Origin of the sequence: Stappia sp. 28M-7 (genome assembly GCF_014252955.1) — a bacterium.
Classification (GTDB): Bacteria; Pseudomonadota; Alphaproteobacteria; order Rhizobiales; family Stappiaceae; genus Stappia.
In genome coordinates, this window is sequence record NZ_JACMIA010000001.1 from 2,415,913 (window position 1) to 2,432,781 (window position 16,869).

The 16,869-nt window shown below is 64.3% G+C and carries 16 protein-coding genes; 2 read left to right on the forward strand and 14 right to left on the reverse strand.

The window, feature by feature from the left end; translation table 11 throughout:
- Positions 1–3: 3 nt before the first annotated feature.
- From H7H34_RS10610 to H7H34_RS10670, 13 genes are all read right to left on the reverse strand, one after another.
- Complete coding sequence (locus tag H7H34_RS10610; RefSeq protein ID WP_120267925.1) at positions 4–462, reverse strand: type II toxin-antitoxin system RatA family toxin; 459 nt, start codon at positions 460–462, stop codon at positions 4–6.
- A gap of 61 nt (positions 463–523) precedes the next feature.
- Positions 524–1,507 (reverse strand): lipoyl synthase, encoded by a 984-nt coding sequence (gene lipA, locus H7H34_RS10615; RefSeq protein ID WP_185925175.1) that lies wholly within the window; start codon positions 1,505–1,507, stop codon positions 524–526.
- A gap of 54 nt (positions 1,508–1,561) precedes the next feature.
- The gene (locus H7H34_RS10620) at positions 1,562–1,996 is read right to left on the reverse strand and encodes an acyl-CoA thioesterase (RefSeq protein WP_185925176.1); all 435 of its coding nucleotides are present in this window, start codon (positions 1,994–1,996) and stop codon (positions 1,562–1,564) included.
- Positions 1,993–2,232 carry a GlsB/YeaQ/YmgE family stress response membrane protein gene (locus H7H34_RS10625; RefSeq protein WP_185925177.1) on the reverse strand — a complete coding sequence of 80 codons (240 nt, stop codon included), beginning with the start codon at positions 2,230–2,232 and terminating at the stop codon, positions 1,993–1,995. The genes H7H34_RS10620 and H7H34_RS10625 overlap by 4 nt, the downstream gene beginning before the upstream one ends.
- Before the next feature lie 75 nt (positions 2,233–2,307).
- Entirely contained in the window at positions 2,308–2,556 is a 249-nt protein-coding gene (locus H7H34_RS10630) for a GlsB/YeaQ/YmgE family stress response membrane protein (RefSeq protein ID WP_185925178.1), read from the reverse strand.
- Between the two features lie 16 nt (positions 2,557–2,572).
- The gene (locus tag H7H34_RS10635; protein WP_185925179.1) at positions 2,573–3,115 is read right to left on the reverse strand and encodes a hypothetical protein; all 543 of its coding nucleotides are present in this window, start codon (positions 3,113–3,115) and stop codon (positions 2,573–2,575) included.
- A 116-nt stretch (positions 3,116–3,231) separates the two neighbouring features.
- A complete protein-coding gene (lpdA, locus tag H7H34_RS10640) occupies positions 3,232–4,680 on the reverse strand; it encodes a dihydrolipoyl dehydrogenase (protein WP_185925180.1) in 1,449 nt (482 codons plus the stop codon).
- Positions 4,681–4,786: 106 nt separating this feature from the next.
- Positions 4,787–6,160, reverse strand: a complete 1,374-nt coding sequence (locus H7H34_RS10645) for a pyruvate dehydrogenase complex dihydrolipoamide acetyltransferase (RefSeq protein WP_185925181.1) — start codon at positions 6,158–6,160, stop codon at positions 4,787–4,789.
- 15 nt (positions 6,161–6,175) lie between these two features.
- Positions 6,176–7,567, reverse strand: coding sequence for a pyruvate dehydrogenase complex E1 component subunit beta (locus tag H7H34_RS10650; RefSeq protein ID WP_120267919.1), 1,392 nt, complete (start codon positions 7,565–7,567; stop codon positions 6,176–6,178).
- 15 nt (positions 7,568–7,582) lie between these two features.
- The gene (pdhA, locus tag H7H34_RS10655) at positions 7,583–8,635 is read right to left on the reverse strand and encodes a pyruvate dehydrogenase (acetyl-transferring) E1 component subunit alpha (protein WP_120267918.1); all 1,053 of its coding nucleotides are present in this window, start codon (positions 8,633–8,635) and stop codon (positions 7,583–7,585) included.
- 195 nt (positions 8,636–8,830) lie between these two features.
- A complete protein-coding gene (locus H7H34_RS23615) occupies positions 8,831–9,169 on the reverse strand; it encodes an FtsB family cell division protein (RefSeq protein WP_208996637.1) in 339 nt (112 codons plus the stop codon).
- A gap of 87 nt (positions 9,170–9,256) precedes the next feature.
- Positions 9,257–12,757: a transcription-repair coupling factor gene (gene mfd, locus H7H34_RS10665; RefSeq protein WP_371811382.1), complete on the reverse strand. Its 3,501-nt coding sequence runs from the start codon at positions 12,755–12,757 to the stop codon at positions 9,257–9,259.
- A 49-nt stretch (positions 12,758–12,806) separates the two neighbouring features.
- The gene (locus H7H34_RS10670) at positions 12,807–13,103 is read right to left on the reverse strand and encodes an FAD assembly factor SdhE (RefSeq protein WP_120267916.1); all 297 of its coding nucleotides are present in this window, start codon (positions 13,101–13,103) and stop codon (positions 12,807–12,809) included.
- Between the two features lie 198 nt (positions 13,104–13,301).
- Here H7H34_RS10670 and recG point away from each other — a divergent pair, with 198 nt between their 5' ends.
- Positions 13,302–15,410 carry an ATP-dependent DNA helicase RecG gene (gene recG, locus H7H34_RS10675; RefSeq protein WP_185925183.1) on the forward strand — a complete coding sequence of 703 codons (2,109 nt, stop codon included), beginning with the start codon at positions 13,302–13,304 and terminating at the stop codon, positions 15,408–15,410.
- Between the two features lie 27 nt (positions 15,411–15,437).
- Here recG and H7H34_RS10680 read toward each other — a convergent pair whose 3' ends face one another.
- A complete protein-coding gene (locus tag H7H34_RS10680) occupies positions 15,438–16,109 on the reverse strand; it encodes a DUF502 domain-containing protein (protein WP_208996673.1) in 672 nt (223 codons plus the stop codon).
- 234 nt (positions 16,110–16,343) lie between these two features.
- On the opposite strand from H7H34_RS10680, the gene H7H34_RS10685 reads away from it, so the two are divergent.
- Positions 16,344–16,751, forward strand: coding sequence for a YbaN family protein (locus H7H34_RS10685; protein WP_185925184.1), 408 nt, complete (start codon positions 16,344–16,346; stop codon positions 16,749–16,751).
- Positions 16,752–16,869 lie beyond the last annotated feature (118 nt).

The following is a 16,869-nucleotide window of genomic DNA, read 5'->3' on the forward strand; positions in this document are numbered from 1 at the left end:
AGGTCAGCCCGAAGCGCCGTAGACCACGTCGGCCCGCGCCTCGAACGCGTCCGAGAACTTGCGGAACGCCCGGTCGAACATTGCCGACATCAACGCGCTGAGCGTGCGGCTCTTGAACTCGTAGGTAATGTCGAAACCGACCTCGCAGGCATCCTCGCCGAGCGGCTTGAACGTCCATACATTTTCAAGATGCCGGAACGGGCCATCGAGATATTCGACAAGAATCCGGCCTGCGGCAGGTTCCAGCGTCACGCGGCTGGTGAAGGTCTCGCGGAACAGCTTGTAGGCGACCGTCATGTCGGCCACCAGGACCTCGCGCCCCTCGCCGAGGTCCTTGCGCCCCCTCACCTGCAGCTTCTCGCAAAGCGGTACGAATTCGGGATACTTCTCCACATCGGCGACCAGAGCGAACATGTCCTCGCTGCTGTGCGCCACCTTGTGGACGGTCTGGAATGACGGCATGTGACGTTCGGTCCTGCGTCTTTCTCGTGTCGACGGCCCGGCACGCGGCCGGGCCGGAATATCAGACGGAAGCAGCCTGGCCCAGCTTGGCCGCGCGCGCACGCTTCAGGTCCGCGAAGTCCTCGCCCGCGTGATGCGACGAACGGGTCAGCGGGCTGGCCGAAACCTTCAGGAAACCCTTGGCATAGGCGATCTTCTCGAATGCCGTGAACTCGTCCGGCGTCACGAAGCGCGCCACCGCGTGGTGCTTGGAGCTCGGCTGCAGATACTGGCCGATTGTCAGGAAGTCGACCTCTGCGGTGCGCAGATCGTCCATCAGCTGCAGCACCTCGTTCCGCTCCTCGCCGAGACCGACCATGATGCCCGACTTGGTGAACATGCTCGGGTCGATCTCCTTCACCTGCTGAAGCAGGCGGATGGAGTGGAAATAGCGCGCGCCGGGACGCACGGTCAGATACTTGGACGGCACCGTCTCCAGATTGTGGTTGAAGACGTCGGGCCGCGCGCGAACCACCGTTTCCAGGGCGCCGGGCTTGCGCAGGAAATCGGGCGTCAGCACCTCGATGGTGGTCGAGGGCGCGCGCTCGCGGATCGCCTGGATCACTTCGGCGAAATGGCCGGCACCACCGTCGGCAAGGTCGTCGCGGTCCACCGAGGTGATGACGACATGCTGCAGGCCCATCGTCGCGACGGCCTCGGCAACGCCGGTCGGTTCCTTCGGGTCGACCGGACCGGGCATGCCCGTGCGCACGTTGCAGAAGGCGCAGGCGCGGGTGCAGGTGTCGCCGAGGATCATGAAGCTGGCATGCTTCTTCGACCAGCACTCGCCGATATTCGGACAGCCCGCTTCCTCGCAGACGGTCACGAGATTGTTGGAGCGCACCACCTGCTGCGTTTCCCGGTAGACGGGAGACGTCGGCGCCTTGACCCGGATCCAGGCAGGCTTGCGCTGAATCGGGTTGTCCGGCCGGTGGGCCTTTTCCGGATGGCGGGGCCGCTCGGCCTGCGAGCTGCCCTGGGTAACCGTGTCGAGGAGTGTAACCATGGCACCTAAGTGTCGCTGTTGGGGTGAAAGGTCAAGCGGTTCCGCGCCGGTCTGCTATACCGCCGCAGCAGGTCTCATGTAGCTCTTCAACTGCGCAACGGCAGCCTCCCCCAGCGGCTGGGAGCGTCGTGTGCTCTCGTTCATCTGCACGATCACGCTGCGCGCCTTCGCCAGATGCCGCCCGTCCTGGCAGATCACCTGTTCCAGGGTTATGGAACTGCGCCCGACGTTCGCCACCGCGGTGCCGATCTCCACCGTGCCGGGCCACAGGCCTTCGGCAAGGAAGTCAAGCTCCAGCCGGGCGATCACAAAGGCCGCGCCCGGTTCTGCCAGCTCCCCGGCCACATGGAACAGGAGCTCCACCCGGCCGGTCTCCAGAAACGTCGAGTAGACCGCGTTGTTGACGTGTCCCTGCCGGTCCGTGTCGCTGTAGCGCAGCTTGTCGCTCGTGCGCAGCGGGTAGGCCTCGATTGGGGCTAACTCGTTCAACTCCGGATCTTCCGCCAGACGAACAGAAGCAGGATCGCGCCCACCGTCGCCAGCACCAACTGATCGATGAAGCCGCCGCTGATGTTGAGCCTGAGGATCTCCGCGAGCTTGCCGCCGACGAGCGCACCGATCAGACCGACCATCAGGCTTCCCAGAAACCCGCCACGACTGCCGAGCACGCGATAAGCCACCGCGCCGGCGATCAGGCCGATGATGATCCACATGATCAGACCCATTGCATAGTCCCTTTCGGAAAATTCAGCCTTGGAAAGAAGGAGCTTTCGACACTCGCGAGAACCGGACGGCGTCCGTCAACTGATCCGTCGCGCGACGAAAACGACGACAATCGCACCGACGGTCGCGACCACGATCTGGTTGACGATGGCATTGCCGAGATTGATGTCGATGCCGAGCAGGTTGAACAGGAAACCGCCGACGAACGCGCCGATCAGGCCGGAGACCAGATAGCGGATCAAACCACCTCCGCCGAGCACGAAGCTTGCCAACCAGCCCGCGACCAGACCGATCACACACCAGATCAGAATGTTTTCGAGTTCCATAGCGAATCCCCCATCACTAGGTATAGAATAGAGCCCCTCCTGCAAAATAACACCCGATGAAAAACAAAACAAAAGACAAAATTCCAAATAATAAAGATACCCACGCAGTTCCCGTCACCCAACGACTGATTTTGGCAATAGATGGTTGAATTTCTTTAATGTAATCATCATATATCTTTTCATTTCTTTCATAGTATTGATTATCATTATATTTTATAATATTAATACTCTCAGTATTCTTTTCGAATCGTTCCGATAAAGCTCCGATTTGGAAGTTTATGTAAGCGCCTCCTGCACACAGGGCCGCAAAAACGATTCCCAAAACGAACATTGTGGCGGGTAAATATAGAAGTGACGGCTCCTGCTGTGGAGCCTCCCGCAACAACGAAATGTAGACAGGAGGAAGTGCAAATAAAGCCGCGCCATTAAGAATAAACGCACTCCTAACTGCAAGCATTCCGTAACTTGCAGAATGCTGCATGCATGCGATATAACGCGCATTATTACGATCAAGCGCTTTTTCAGTTCTTTCTATGACGATTTTTTGTTCTTCTCGCATCCAACCACCTTTGAAACCATTAAACCTTGCGCGCCGTTGAATAAACGGCCGAGATTCTAAAATACAAAGATGACATCGAAGGAAGCCCCCTGTACAGAAGCTGTACTTGGGACGCTCTACGCGTTCAGTACCCGGCCATAGGCGTCGAGCACGCTTTCCTTCATCATTTCCGACAGGGTCGGATGCGGGAAGATCGTGTGCATCAGCTCTTCCTCGGTGGTCTCCAGGTTCATGGCGACCACGAAGCCCTGGATCAGCTCGGTCACTTCAGCGCCGACCATGTGGGCGCCGATCAGCTCGCCGGTCTTCTTGTCGAAGATCGTCTTGATCATGCCCTGGTCCTCGCCGAGCGCGATCGCCTTGCCGTTGGCCGCGAAGCTGTAGCGGCCGACGCGGATGTCGCGGCCCTGCTCCTTGGCCTTGGCTTCTGTGAGGCCGACGGAGGCGACCTGCGGGTTGCAGTAGGTGCAGCCCGGAATGCGGCCCTTCTCCATCGGGTGGACACCCGGAACGCCGGCGATCTTCTCGATGCAGATGACGCCCTCGTGCTCGGCCTTGTGAGCCAGCATCGGCGGACCGGCGACGTCACCAATGGCGTAGATGCCCGGCACGTTGGTCTTGCCGTAGCCGTCGATGACGATGCAGCCGCGGTCGGTTTTGACGCCGAGCGACTCGAGGCCGAGGCCTTCGATATTGCCCTGGACGCCAACGGCGGAGATCAGACGGTCGGCCGTGATCTTCTCGACCTTGCCATCCTTGGTCTCCACATGCGCGGTGACGGAATTCGCGCCCTTCTCAACCTTGGCGACCTTGGCCTCGGTGAGGATCTTGAGGCCGCGCTTTTCCAGCTGCTTGCGGGCGAAGGCGGAGATCTCGGCGTCTTCCACCGGCATGACCTGCGGCATCACCTCGACGACGGTCACCTCGGCGCCCATCGAACGGTAGAAGGAGGCGAACTCGATGCCGATGGCGCCCGAGCCCATCACGACCAGCGACTTGGGCATGACGTCCGGCTTCATCGCCTCGAAATAGGTCCAGATCAGCTTGCCGTCCGGCTCGATGCCCGGCAGGGCGCGCGGACGCGCGCCGGTCGCAACGATGATGTGCTTGGCGGTGTAGGTGCCCTCGCCCTTGACGCCCTTCGGCACAGGGTTCTGCGGCTCGACCACCGGCTTCGTCGACTTGCCGACGCTGATCTCGCCGGGCTTGGTCAGCTTCGCCTCGCCCCAGATCACGTCGATCTTGTTCTTCTTCATCAGGAAGGCGACGCCGCCGTTGAGACGGGCCGAGACGCCGCGCGAGCGGGCGACCACGTCCTTGACGTCGGCGGTCATCTTGCCCTCGAGCTTGAGGCCGTAGCTCTTGGCATGGTTGGCGTGATCGAGGATCTCCGCGGACCGGAGCAGCGCCTTGGTGGGAATGCAGCCCCAGTTAAGGCAGATGCCGCCAAGATGCTCGCGCTCGACGATCGCGGTCTTGAGTCCGAGCTGCGCCGCACGGATGGCCGTGACATAGCCTCCCGGGCCCGAGCCGATGATGATGACGTCGTAGGACGTACCGCTCATGAAAAGTCCTCCAGATAGGACGGCGGGCGCGCCGGAAGGCTGCGCCCGGCGGAAACGGAATAGATGGCAAGACGGCCGGCGCCACAGCAGGGCGCCGGCCGTCCTATCACACCAGCATGCTCATCGGGTTTTCGATGAACTGCCGGAACGCAGACATCAATTCCGCGCCGAGGGCGCCGTCGACCGCGCGGTGGTCGGTCGACAGGGTCACCGACATGACGGTGGCAATTGCCAAGGCGCCGTTCTTGACCACGGCGCGCTGCTCGCCGGCACCGACCGCGAGAATGGTCGCGTGCGGCGGATTGATCACCGCAGCGAAGTCCTTGATCCCGAACATGCCGAGATTGGACACGGAGGTGGTGCCGCCCTGGTATTCCTGCGGCTGCAGCTTGCGGCTGCGGGCGCGGCCAGCCAGGTCCTTCATCTCGTTGGAGATCGCTGACAGGGTCTTCTCGTCGGCACGGCGGATGATCGGGGTGATCAGGCCGCCCTCGATGGCCACGGCAACGCCGACATCGGCGTGCTTGTGGACCAGCATGCCGCCGTCGGTCCAGCTGGCATTGGCCGCCGGCACCGCCTTCAGCGCCAGCGCATGGGCCTTGATGACCATGTCGTTGACCGAGAGCTTGTAGGCCGGCTTGCCGTCCTTGTCCTTCGGCGCCGCGTCGTTGAGCTGGGCACGAAGGGCCAGCAGCGCGTCGAGCTCGCAATCCACCGTCAGGTAGAAATGCGGCACGGTCTGCTTGGACTCCGTCAGGCGCTTGGCGATGGTCTTGCGCATGTTGTCATGCGGCACGACCTCGTAGCTACCCTCCTCGAAGAGCTTGAGCACCTGGGAATCCGCCATGCCAGACGGCGCGGCAGCCTTGGGAGCCTCGGCAGCAGCGGGCTTTTCGGCCGCAGCGGCCTTCGGTGTATCCGCACCCTTGCGGCCGGTACCGGACTTCAGCGCTTCGTCCACATCGCGCTTGACGATGCGGCCATGCGGACCGGAGCCGGAGATCGCGGCAAGATCGAGACCGTCCTGCGCCGCAAGCCGGCGCGCGAGCGGCGAGGCAAAGATGCGCTCGCCCTTGTCGCTGGCCGGCGCCGGCGGCGCCTTGGCGGGGGCCGCCTGCTGGGCGGCTGCCGGAGCGGACGGTTCCGACTTGGCCGGGGCCTCGGACTTTGCCGGAGCCTCCGCCTTGGCCGGCGCGGCGTCGGCCTTCGCGGCGCCGTCGAGGGAGGAGGCATCCTCCCCCTCTTCCAGCAGCAGCGCGATGACCTCGTTGACCTTCACACCCTCGGTGCCTTCCGCAACGAGGATCTTGCCGACCGTGCCCTCGTCGACCGCTTCGACTTCCATGGTCGCCTTGTCGGTCTCGATTTCCGCGATGACGTCGCCGGAGGAGACGGTGTCGCCCTCCTTGACCAGCCACCTGGCGAGATTGCCCTCTTCCATCGTCGGCGAGAGGGCCGGCATCAAAATCTTGATTGGCATCGTCTCTTCCCCGCCTCAGGCCGTGTAGGTGACGGCTTTGACCGCGTCGATGACTTCCTTCACCGAAGGCAGAGCCAGCTTTTCGAGGTTGGCCGCATAGGGCATCGGCACATCCTTGCCGGTGACCCGCAGGATCGGCGCGTCGAGCCAGTCGAACGCCTTCTCCTGGACCTGATAGCCGATTTCCGCGGAAACCGAGCACATCGGGTAGGCTTCCTCGACCGTGACCAGACGGCCGGTCTTCTTCACCGACGCGATGACCGTGTCGATGTCGAGCGGACGGATCGAGCGCAGGTTGACCACTTCCGCGGAAATGCCCGCAGCCGCCAGTTCCTCGACTGCCTTCATGACGTAGGTCATGCCGATGCCCCATGAGACGATGGTCACATCGCTGCCCTTGCGCTCGACCTTGGCCTTGCCGATCGGCAGGACGAAGTCCTCGACATCCGGGATCTCGAAGGTCTGGCCGTAGAGGATCTCGTTCTCGAGGAAGACGACCGGGTTCGGGTCGCGGATCGCGGCCTTGAGCAGACCCTTGGCGTCGGCCGCCGACCAGGGCTGCACGACCTTGAGGCCCGGAACGTGGGCGTACCAGGCCGCATAGTCCTGGCTGTGCTGGGCTGCGACGCGGGCCGCCGCACCGTTGGCGCCGCGGAACACGATCGGCGCGCCCATCTGGCCGCCGGACATGTAGAGCGTCTTGGCGGCGGAGTTGATGATCTGGTCGATCGCCTGCATGGCGAAGTTGAAGGTCATGAACTCGACGATCGGCTTGAGGCCGGCCATCGCTGCACCCACGCCAAGACCCGTGAAGCCGTGCTCGGTAATCGGGGTGTCGATGACGCGCTTGGCACCGAACTCCTCGAGCAAGCCTTGCGAGATCTTGTACGCTCCCTGGTACTCGGCGACTTCCTCGCCCATCAGGAAGACATCGCCGTCACGGCGCATCTCTTCCGCCATCGCATCGCGCAGCGCTTCGCGAACGGTGGTCTTCACCATCGGCGTGCCTTCCGGCACATCCGGATCGCTCACGTCGTCAGGGGCCGGAGCAACGGGCGCTGCGGCAACCGGAGCCGGCTTCTCCGCCGGAGCCTCGGCTTCCTTTTCCTGCGGCGCAGGCGCTGCGGCGGTCTTCGGCGCGGCGTCGAGGGCGGATGCGTCCTCGTCCTCGCCCAGCAGCATGGCGATCGGCGTGTTGACCTTGACGTTCTCGGTCCCCTCAGCAACGAGGATCTTGCCGAGCACGCCCTCGTCGACCGCCTCGACTTCCATGGTCGCCTTGTCGGTCTCGATTTCGGCGATCACATCGCCGGCGGCGACGCTGTCGCCTTCCTTCTTCACCCATTTGGCCAGGGTGCCCTCTTCCATCGTCGGGGAGAGGGCCGGCATCAGAATCTCAATCGGCATCGTACGCTCCCGCGATCAAAGAAGAATGTCGGTGTAGAGCTCGGATACATCCGGCTCCGGATCCGTCTGCGCGAACTCGGCGGACTCCGCCACGATCTCGCGCACCTCCTTGTCGATGGCCTTGAGGTCATCCTCGCTCGCCCACCCGTTCTCCAGCAGACGCTTGCGGACCTGCTCGATCGGATCGTGCTCGGTGCGCATCTTCTGGACCTCCTCCTTCGACCGGTACTTGGCCGGGTCGGACATGGAGTGGCCGCGATAGCGATAGGTGATCATTTCGAGGATGTACGGGCCCTTGCCCGAGCGGCAATGCTCGAGCGCCTTCTCGCTGGCCGCCATGACGGCGCGCACGTCCATGCCGTCGACCTGCTCGCCGGGAATGCCGAACGAGGCGCCGCGCTGGGACAGGTCCGTCGTCGCGGAGGCACGCTCGATGCTGGTGCCCATGCCGTACTTGTTGTTCTCGATGACATAGACCACGGGCAGCTTCCAGAGCTGCGCCATGTTGAAGCTCTCGTAGACCTGGCCCTGGTTGGAGGCGCCGTCGCCGAAGAAGGTCATCGCGACCGCACCGTTCTCGCGGTAGCGGTTGGCGAAGCCAAGGCCGGTGCCGAGCGAGACCTGGGCGCCGACGATGCCGTGGCCGCCGTAGAACTGCTTTTCCTTGGAGAACATGTGCATGGAGCCGCCCTTCCCCTTGGAATAGCCGCCCCGACGTCCGGTCAGCTCGGCCATGACGCCCTTCGGGTCCATGTCCATGGCGAGCATATGGCCGTGATCACGATAGCCGGTGATCATCTGGTCGCCGTCCTTGGATGCCATGCGCATGCCGACGACGACTGCTTCCTGGCCGATATAAAGGTGACAGAAGCCACCGATCAGGCCCATGCCATAAAGCTGGCCGGCCTTTTCCTCAAAGCGGCGAATGAGCAGCATGTGCCGATAGGCACCCAGTTCCTGCTCCTTGGTGAACTCTACGATCGCGGGCGACGATTTGGCCGCCCCTCCCTTCGACCGGGCAGCGCTCTTCGAGCGTGCACCGGAGGCCTTGCCAGACGTTCCAGCCATGTCCCTCGTCTCGGTTTTGCGCCCCTTGCGGGACGGCGTTTCCCCTTCAACAATCTAGCGGAAGGTACGCGAGGCGAAAAGTCAATGAAAGCCGGAAGTTACCGAGTCGAAAAACAGATCAAATAATTGATATATATAGACTTTTCGAATTTTAACAGAAATTCGGTTCAATATACATTATGAACTGAATTTTGGTTATTTTGCCGAGGCATGGCTCGGTCGCAGGATTGCAAGCTCCTGCGGGTTCACCAGATTGAGGCTCGCGCGCGCGCGCTCGTCGATCATGTCCGGATCGAGGCTCTCGGGGCGCAGCAACATCACGCGCCTCAGCAATTCTTCGCGCTCCCCCCGCACCACGGCAAGCTCTTTTTCCAGCTCGGCGTAGCGGTGCTCGATCCGGGCTTTGCCCACGAGACCGAGTTCGCCATTCAGCGCGTGAAAGGCGAAGTAGGCGACAAGCCCCACGGCAATCGCGGGCACCGTGAGGCGCTGGCGAAGGGTGCGGCGGCGGTAACGGGTGGAATTGAACGGCACGGAAGCGACCCGACTCGATACGAACAGTTCGACGGGACCACTATCGGCCAACAGCCTTAATGGTTGGTTGCCGCCCGAGCGAAAGGCTCAGGCGGCAGCAGTTTCGGCCTCAGCAAGGCGCACCAGCTTGAGCAGGACGGCGGCACTGCCCTTGAGCCGCTGCTCGGCGCTGTCCCAGTCGCGCACCAGAACCACCTTCTGATCGGGGCGGATCTTCGCCAGCACACCCTGCTCGGCGATGTAGGAGACCAGGCCAGCCGGATTGGCGAAGGAGCTGTTGCGGAAGGCGATGACCACGCCCTTCGGTCCGGCATCGATCTTCTCCACATTGGCCCGGCGGCACAGCCCCTTGATGAAGACGATCTTCAACAGGTGCTCCACCTCTTCCGGCAGCGGACCGAAACGGTCGATGAGCTCGGCGCCGAACGCATCGATATCTTCCGGCGCCGAAAGGTCCGCCAGACGCCGATAGAGCGACAGGCGCAGCGGCAGGTCGGCGACATAGCTCTCCGGAATGAGAACCGGCGTGCCGACCTGGATCTGCGGAGACCAGGTCTCTTCCGCTTCCGTGTCGTCGCCGGTGCGCAGCTGCGCCACCGCCTCCTCCAGCATCTGTTGGTAGAGTTCGAAACCGACTTCCTTGATGTGGCCCGACTGCTCCTCGCCGAGCAGGTTGCCCGCACCGCGAATGTCGAGATCGTGGCTGGCGAGCTGGAAGCCGGCACCGAGGCTGTCGAGCGACTGCAGCACCTTGAGACGGCGGTCGGCGGTGGTCGTCAGCGACTTGTTGGCCGGCACCGTGAACAGCGCATAGGCCCGCGTCTTCGACCGGCCGACACGCCCGCGCAGCTGGTAGAGCTGGGCAAGGCCGAACATGTCCGCCCGGTGGACGATCAGCGTGTTGGCGGTCGGAATATCGAGGCCCGACTCAACGATGGTCGTCGACAGCAGCACGTCGTATTTGCCCTCGTAGAAGGCGTTCATGACGTCTTCCAGCTCGCTCGGCGCCATCTGGCCATGCGCCACCGCGACCTTCACCTCCGGCACGCTCTGCTCGAGGAAAGCCTTCTGGTCGGCGAGATCCGAGACGCGCGGGCAGACATAGAAGCTCTGCCCGCCGCGATAGCGCTCGCGCAGCAGCGCCTCGCGCACCACCACCGGATCGAACGGCGAGATGAACGTGCGCACGGCAAGCCGGTCCACCGGCGGCGTCGCGATCAGCGACAATTCCCGCACGCCGGTCAGCGCCAGCTGCAGGGTGCGCGGGATCGGCGTTGCCGACAGGGTCAGCACATGCACCTCGGATTTCAGCTCCTTGAGCTTCTCCTTGTGCTTCACGCCGAAATGCTGCTCCTCGTCGATGATCAGCAGGCCGAGATCGCGGAAGGTGACGCCCTTGCCGAGCAGGGCGTGCGTGCCCACGACGATATCGACCGAACCGTCGGCGAGGCCCTTCTTGGTCGCCGCAAGGTCTTTGGCCGGCACCAGCCGCGAGGCATGGGCAACATTGATCGGCAGGCCCTGGAAGCGCTCGGAGAACGTCTTGAAGTGCTGGCGGGCCAGCAGTGTCGTCGGCACGACCAGCGCAACCTGGCGCCCCGTCATCGCGGCGATGAAGGCAGCGCGCAGGGCAACCTCAGTCTTGCCGAAACCGACGTCGCCGCAAACCAGCCGGTCCATCGGGCGTCCGGATGCGAGATCCTCGAACACCGCATCGATGGCGTTGAGCTGGTCCTCGGTCTCGTCATAGGGGAAGCGCGTCGCAAACTCGTCGTAGACGCCTTCCGGCGGAACGATGGGCGGAGCAGTGCGCAGGGCCCGGGCGGCAGCGGTCTTGATCAACCCGTCGGCGATCTCGAGGATCCGCTTCTTCATCCGGGCCTTGCGGGCCTGCCAGGCCCCGCCGCCCAGCTTGTCGAGCTGCGCCTCGGTGTCTTCCGATCCGTAGCGGGTCAGAAGCTCGATGTTCTCGACCGGCAGGAACAGCTTGTCGCCGCCGGCATATTGCAGCTCGAGACAATCGTGCGGCGCGCCGGCCGCCTCGATGGTGCGCAGGCCGATGAAGCGGCCGATGCCGTGGTCGACGTGGACCACAAGATCGTTCTGGGCAAGGCTTGCCGCTTCGGTCAGGACATTGGCGCCCGATGCCTTGCGGCGGCGCTGGCGCACCAGGCGATCGCCGAGAATGTCCTGCTCGCAGATGACGGTCAGGCCGTCGACCTCGAAGCCCTGCTCGATGCCGAGCACGGCGAGCGCAGCCATGCCCTTGGGCAGGCCCAGCGCATCACGGTCGGTCGCAACGGGCGCGGCACGATCAAGCCCGTGGTCGGCCAGCACATGCGACAGGCGCTCGCGCGATCCCTCGCTCCAGCAGGCGATGACGATGCGGTCGCCTGCCTTGCGGCGAGCGCTGGCATGCGCCGCCAGCGCGTCGAAGACGTTGACATCGCCCGCCGAGCGTTCGGCCGCGAAGCTGCGGCCCTGCCGGCCGCCGAGCTCCAGCACCTGCTGCCCCGTTCCGGGCGGCACGTCGAAGGCCGACAGGCGCAGGCTCGCACCATCGGCAAGGGAGGTCGCCCATTCCTCCCCCGTCAGGTAGAGCGCGTCCGGCGCCAGCGGCTTGTACGGCACCGAGCCGGAGCCGCCTGCCTTGCCCAGCGCATCGACACGCGCCTGATAGTGCTCGGAGATCTGGTCCTGGCGCTCGCGCACCACGTCGTCGATGGACGACGACAGGACGAAAGGCACGCCCGCGCAATAGTCGAACAAGGTCGCGAGCCGCTCGTGGAACAGCGGCAGCCAATGCTCCATGCCGGCATAGCGCCGGCCTTCGCTGATCGACTGGTAGAGGATGTCGTCCCGGTCCGTCGCGCCGAAGCCCGCCACATAGCCCTTGCGGAAACGGGAGATCGCCTCTTCCGTCAGCACGACCTCGCTCATCGCGACAAGATCGAGATGCTTGATCTGCCGCGTCGTGCGCTGGGTCTCGGTATCGAAGGTACGCAGCGACTCCAGCGTGTCGCCGAAGAAATCGAGGCGGACAGGCGCTTCCATTCCCGGGGCGAAGACGTCGACGATGCCACCGCGCACGGCGTACTCGCCCGTATCCTGCACGGTCGAGGAGCGCACGAAGCCGTTGGTCTCCAGCCACGACACCAACCCGCCGAGATCGACCCGGTTGCCCGGACGGGCGCTCCAGCTCTGACTGCGGGCGAAATCGGGCACCGGCACGCGCTGCAAGGCGGCATTGGCGGTGGTCAGCAGAATGGTCGGCCGCTCGAAGGCCCCGCCCCCGCCGGCAAGCCGGCTCAGCGAGGTCAGGCGCCGGGCAACCAGCGCGGATGTCGGCGATACCCGATCGTAGGGGAGACAATCCCAGGCCGGCAGGTCGAGCACATCGCAATCAGGCGCGAAATAGGCGAGCGCATCCTGCACGCTGCGGGCATGGCTGGCATCGCGCGCCACGAAGACGAGGGCCAGGCCCGGTCCTGCATCCTTGACGAGAGCCGCCAGCACATAGGCTTCCGCGCCGTCCGGCACGCCCGTAATGACGGCATTGCCTGTCTTGAGGGAGAGTTTGTCGACCACGATTCGTTCCTGACCCGGCCAGCCACGCCCCATGCGGCTGACGGAAGGTTTAGCTGTTCTTGCTGCGATAGGCGGCGATGGCGCGGTAAAGACCGGTATCGTGCTCGGCCGGCACCGGCTTGCGTCCGATCATCCAGGCGAACAGTTCCTGGTCGGAAACGTCCATCAGCACTTCCAGCGTGGCAAGATCCGCCTCGCTCATCGTGGCGATGTTCTCGCCCACATATCCGCCGAGGAGAATGTCCATCTCCTTCATGCCGCGATGCTGGCAGCGATAGAGAATGCGCTTGCGCCGCGCGCTGTCATCGTCGCGTTCGCTTTCGGAGGTGACCGTGCGGTCTGCCATGCCGTTTCCTTTGCCTTCGCCTGCATCCCTGGGGACGCCTCTGCCCGGCCGTATGGGTGCGGCCTTGACAGAACCCTGATCGTGCGCGGGTTATAGCGGTCCCCGCGTGAAACTCAATGCGTGGGGCTGCCGCCGGTTCCAGCGACCGCACCCTTGGCAGCATGTCAACCAGCCAGAAGACCGGCCCGCCTTCCGTCCATGCGCCCTTCGATCCTCGACCCGCTGTTTGCTCCTGTTTCCTCCCTGCCGGGCGTCGGCTCCAGGTTGGCCGTGCGGCTTGCCAGCTTGCTTGGAACGGATCCGGAACGCGAGCCGCATGTCATCGACCTGCTGATGCACATGCCGAGCGGCATCATCGACCGCCGCTTGCGCCCTGGCATCGCCCGCGCACCGGAGGGAGCCATCGTTACGCTCGAAGTGCGGATCGACCGTCATCAGGCGCCTCCCCGCGCCAGCCGCGCGCCCTACCGCATCTTCGGCCACGACGACAGCGGCGAGATCGCCTTCGTGTTTTTCCATGCCAATTCCAGCTGGCTGGAGAAGTCCATGCCGGTGGGCGCCGATCTCATCGTCTCCGGCCGGGTCGAGTGGTTCAATGGCCGCCCGCAGATGGTCCACCCCGACCATGTGGTGCCGGCGGAAGAGGCAGACACACTGCCGCTGGTCGAGCCCGTCTACCCGCTGACGCAGGGCCTGTCGGGCAAGGTGCTGCAAAAGGCTATCGCGGCCGGGCTCGAGCGTGTGCCGGATCTGCCCGAATGGCTGGACGCGGCCCATGGCAAGCGGGCCAACTGGCCTTCGTTCCGCGAGGCGCTGACCGCGCTGCATCGGCCCGACGAGGCACGGCTCGCCGAGCAGGGCGAGGACAGCGCGGCCCTTGCGCGCCTCAGCTACGACGAGTTTCTCGCCAACCAGCTGGCGCTGGCCCTCGTGCGCCGTTCCCTGCGCCAGACACGGGGCATTGGCCGCAAGTTCGAAGGGGTTTTGAAGGCGAGGATCCTGGCCGCCCTTCCCTACTCTCTCACCAATGGACAGGCGCAAGCGGTCACCGAAATCGAGGAGGATCTTGCCTCGCCGATTCGAATGTTGCGCCTGCTGCAGGGTGATGTCGGCGCCGGCAAGACCGTGGTCGGCCTGCTGGCGGCTGCGGCGGCCATCGAGTCGGGCGCGCAGACCGTATTGATGGCGCCGACCGAGATCCTTGCCCGCCAGCATCACGCCTCTCTTGCCCCGCTGTGCGAGGCCGCCGGCATTCGCCTTGCCATCCTCACCGGGCGGGACGGTGCCCGGCACAAGCGCGAGACGCGGGCAGCGCTGGAGGCCGGAGAGATCGACCTGCTGGTCGGCACCCATGCGCTCTTCCAGTCGGACATTGCCTTTGCCAATCTCGGACTTGCCATCGTCGACGAGCAGCACCGCTTCGGCGTTCACCAGCGCCTGATGCTCGCCTCCAAGGGACAGGGCGTCGACATGCTGGTGATGACGGCCACGCCCATCCCGCGCACGCTGGTGCTCACCTATTTCGGCGACATGGAAGTCTCTCGCCTGACGGAGAAGCCCGCCGGCCGCCAGCCGATCACGACAGTTGCCGTGCCGCTCGACCGGATGGACGAGGTGGTCGAGCGCCTGCGCGTCGCGCTCCAGGAGGGCAAGAAGGCGTATTGGGTGTGCCCGCTCGTCGAGGAGTCTGAAAAGTCGGACCTCGCCGCCGCCGAGGAACGACACGCGGTCCTGACTCAGCTCCTGGGACCGCGCGTCGCCCTGGTGCACGGGCGCCAGAGCAGCGACGAGAAGGACGCCGCGATGCGCGCCTTCAAGGACGGGCCAGTCCAGCTGCTCGTCGCCACCACGGTGATCGAGGTCGGCGTCGACGTGCCGGAAGCCTCCATCATCGTCATCGAGCACGCCGAACGGTTCGGCCTGTCGCAGCTGCACCAGCTGCGTGGACGGGTCGGGCGCGGCAAGGAAGCCTCGACCTGCCTGCTGCTCTACAAGACGCCAATCGGCGAGACGGCCCGTGCGCGACTGTCGATCATGCGCGAGACCAATGACGGCTTCCTGATCGCCGAAGAGGACCTGCGGCTGCGCGGCGAGGGCGAGATCCTAGGTACCCGCCAGTCCGGAACGCCGGGCTTCCGTATTGCCGATGCAGGCACACAAGGCGACCTGCTGGAAACCGCACGCGACGATGCCCGGCTGGTGCTGGAGACCGAGCCGGCGCTGGACGGCAAGCGCGGTCCGCATCTGCGTATGTTGCTCTATCTCTTCGGCCGTGACGAAGCGGTCCGCCTGCTCCGCGCGGGTTGACCTCCCGGAACAGCAGCCGGGCCGATCTTAGGCGTCCGTGACCGCCGGTTGCGGCTCGCTCATCTTTGGCAGGCTCGGCGCCAACGCCTCGTACTCCGGGCTGACCAGGCCGGCCGAGATCACCAGCTTCGCCGCTTCCTCGACCGTCATGTCCAGCTCGATAATCTCGCTCTTCGGCACGTAGAGCAGAAAGCCGGAGGTGGGGTTGGGGGTGGTCGGCAGGAAGACCGCCGTCACGTCCGCCCCTTCCGCATCGAGGCGATGGGCAACCTCGCCGCGCGCATCCGTGGCGATGAACACGATCGCCCACAGGCCCGGGCGCGGATACTGGATGATCGCGGCCTTCTTGAAACTGTTGGAGCGCTCTGCCAGCACCGTTTCGAAGATCTGCTTCAGGCCACTGTAGAGATTGCGCACCACCGGCATGCGGCCCAGCAGCAATTCGCCATAGGACAGCAACGTCTTGCCGGCGATGTTCGCCGTCAGGAAGCCGATGACGACGAGCGCCAGGAACGCGACGATCAGGCCGACGCCGGGAACAGGGATCGGAAGATAGGTGTCCGGATTATAGACATGCGGGATGAGCGGCTTGATCCAGCCGTCCACCCACTGGATGATCGACCAGGTCAGATAGGCCGTGATGCCGAGCGGACCGGCAATGATCAGCCCGGTCAGGAAATAGTTCCGCAAACGGGTCATTGCCCTTGGCCGTGCCACCGGCGCGGAGATTGGCTCCAGCTCTTCGGGATTGCTGCTTCCGCTCATGATCGCTTCACGTCCTGCCATACGGCGGTGCGGCTATGGCCGTTCCGCTCTCGTGCGCTGCCCACCCTCGCATATCGCGATGTTGCACCGCCGAACTAGCCCCCTGCCCGAACATTTGATAGTCAGCCTGAGCGATTGAGCAAGTCGCCATGGAGACAAACCGCTTTCATGGACCAGAATGCACCCACGCCCGGCACGTCCTGGGCCCTGCGTCTCGGTTACCGGCTGCTCGGTGCAACGCTGGTGGTGATCGGCATCGTCGGCGCGTTCCTGCCCTTGCTCCCTTCCACCATCTTCTTCATCGGCGCCACCGCCTGTTTTGCCCGCTCCTCGCCGGCGCTCGAGGCCTGGCTGCTGGAGCATCCGCAGTTCGGCCCCGGTATCCGCGCCTGGCGCGATGAACGGGCGATCCGCCCGCGTGCCAAGATCGCCGCGCTTAGCGGCATGGCCTTCGGTTATGCGGTCTTTCTGCTGTCGGCGAAGCCGACGCTGCAGCTGGCAGTCTTCGTCGGCGTCTTCCTGATGGGATGCGCGACCTATGTCGCCTCGCGCCCGTCCGGCTCGGAGCCGGACTGAAGAAGCCTGATGCCTCTTCCTCACCAGTGGTTTACCATCGTGTGACAAGGCGTCGCACCATGTGATGCCGATCACGGCGAGAGGACAACCGCGCGCGCAGACTTGCCTCATCCCGTCA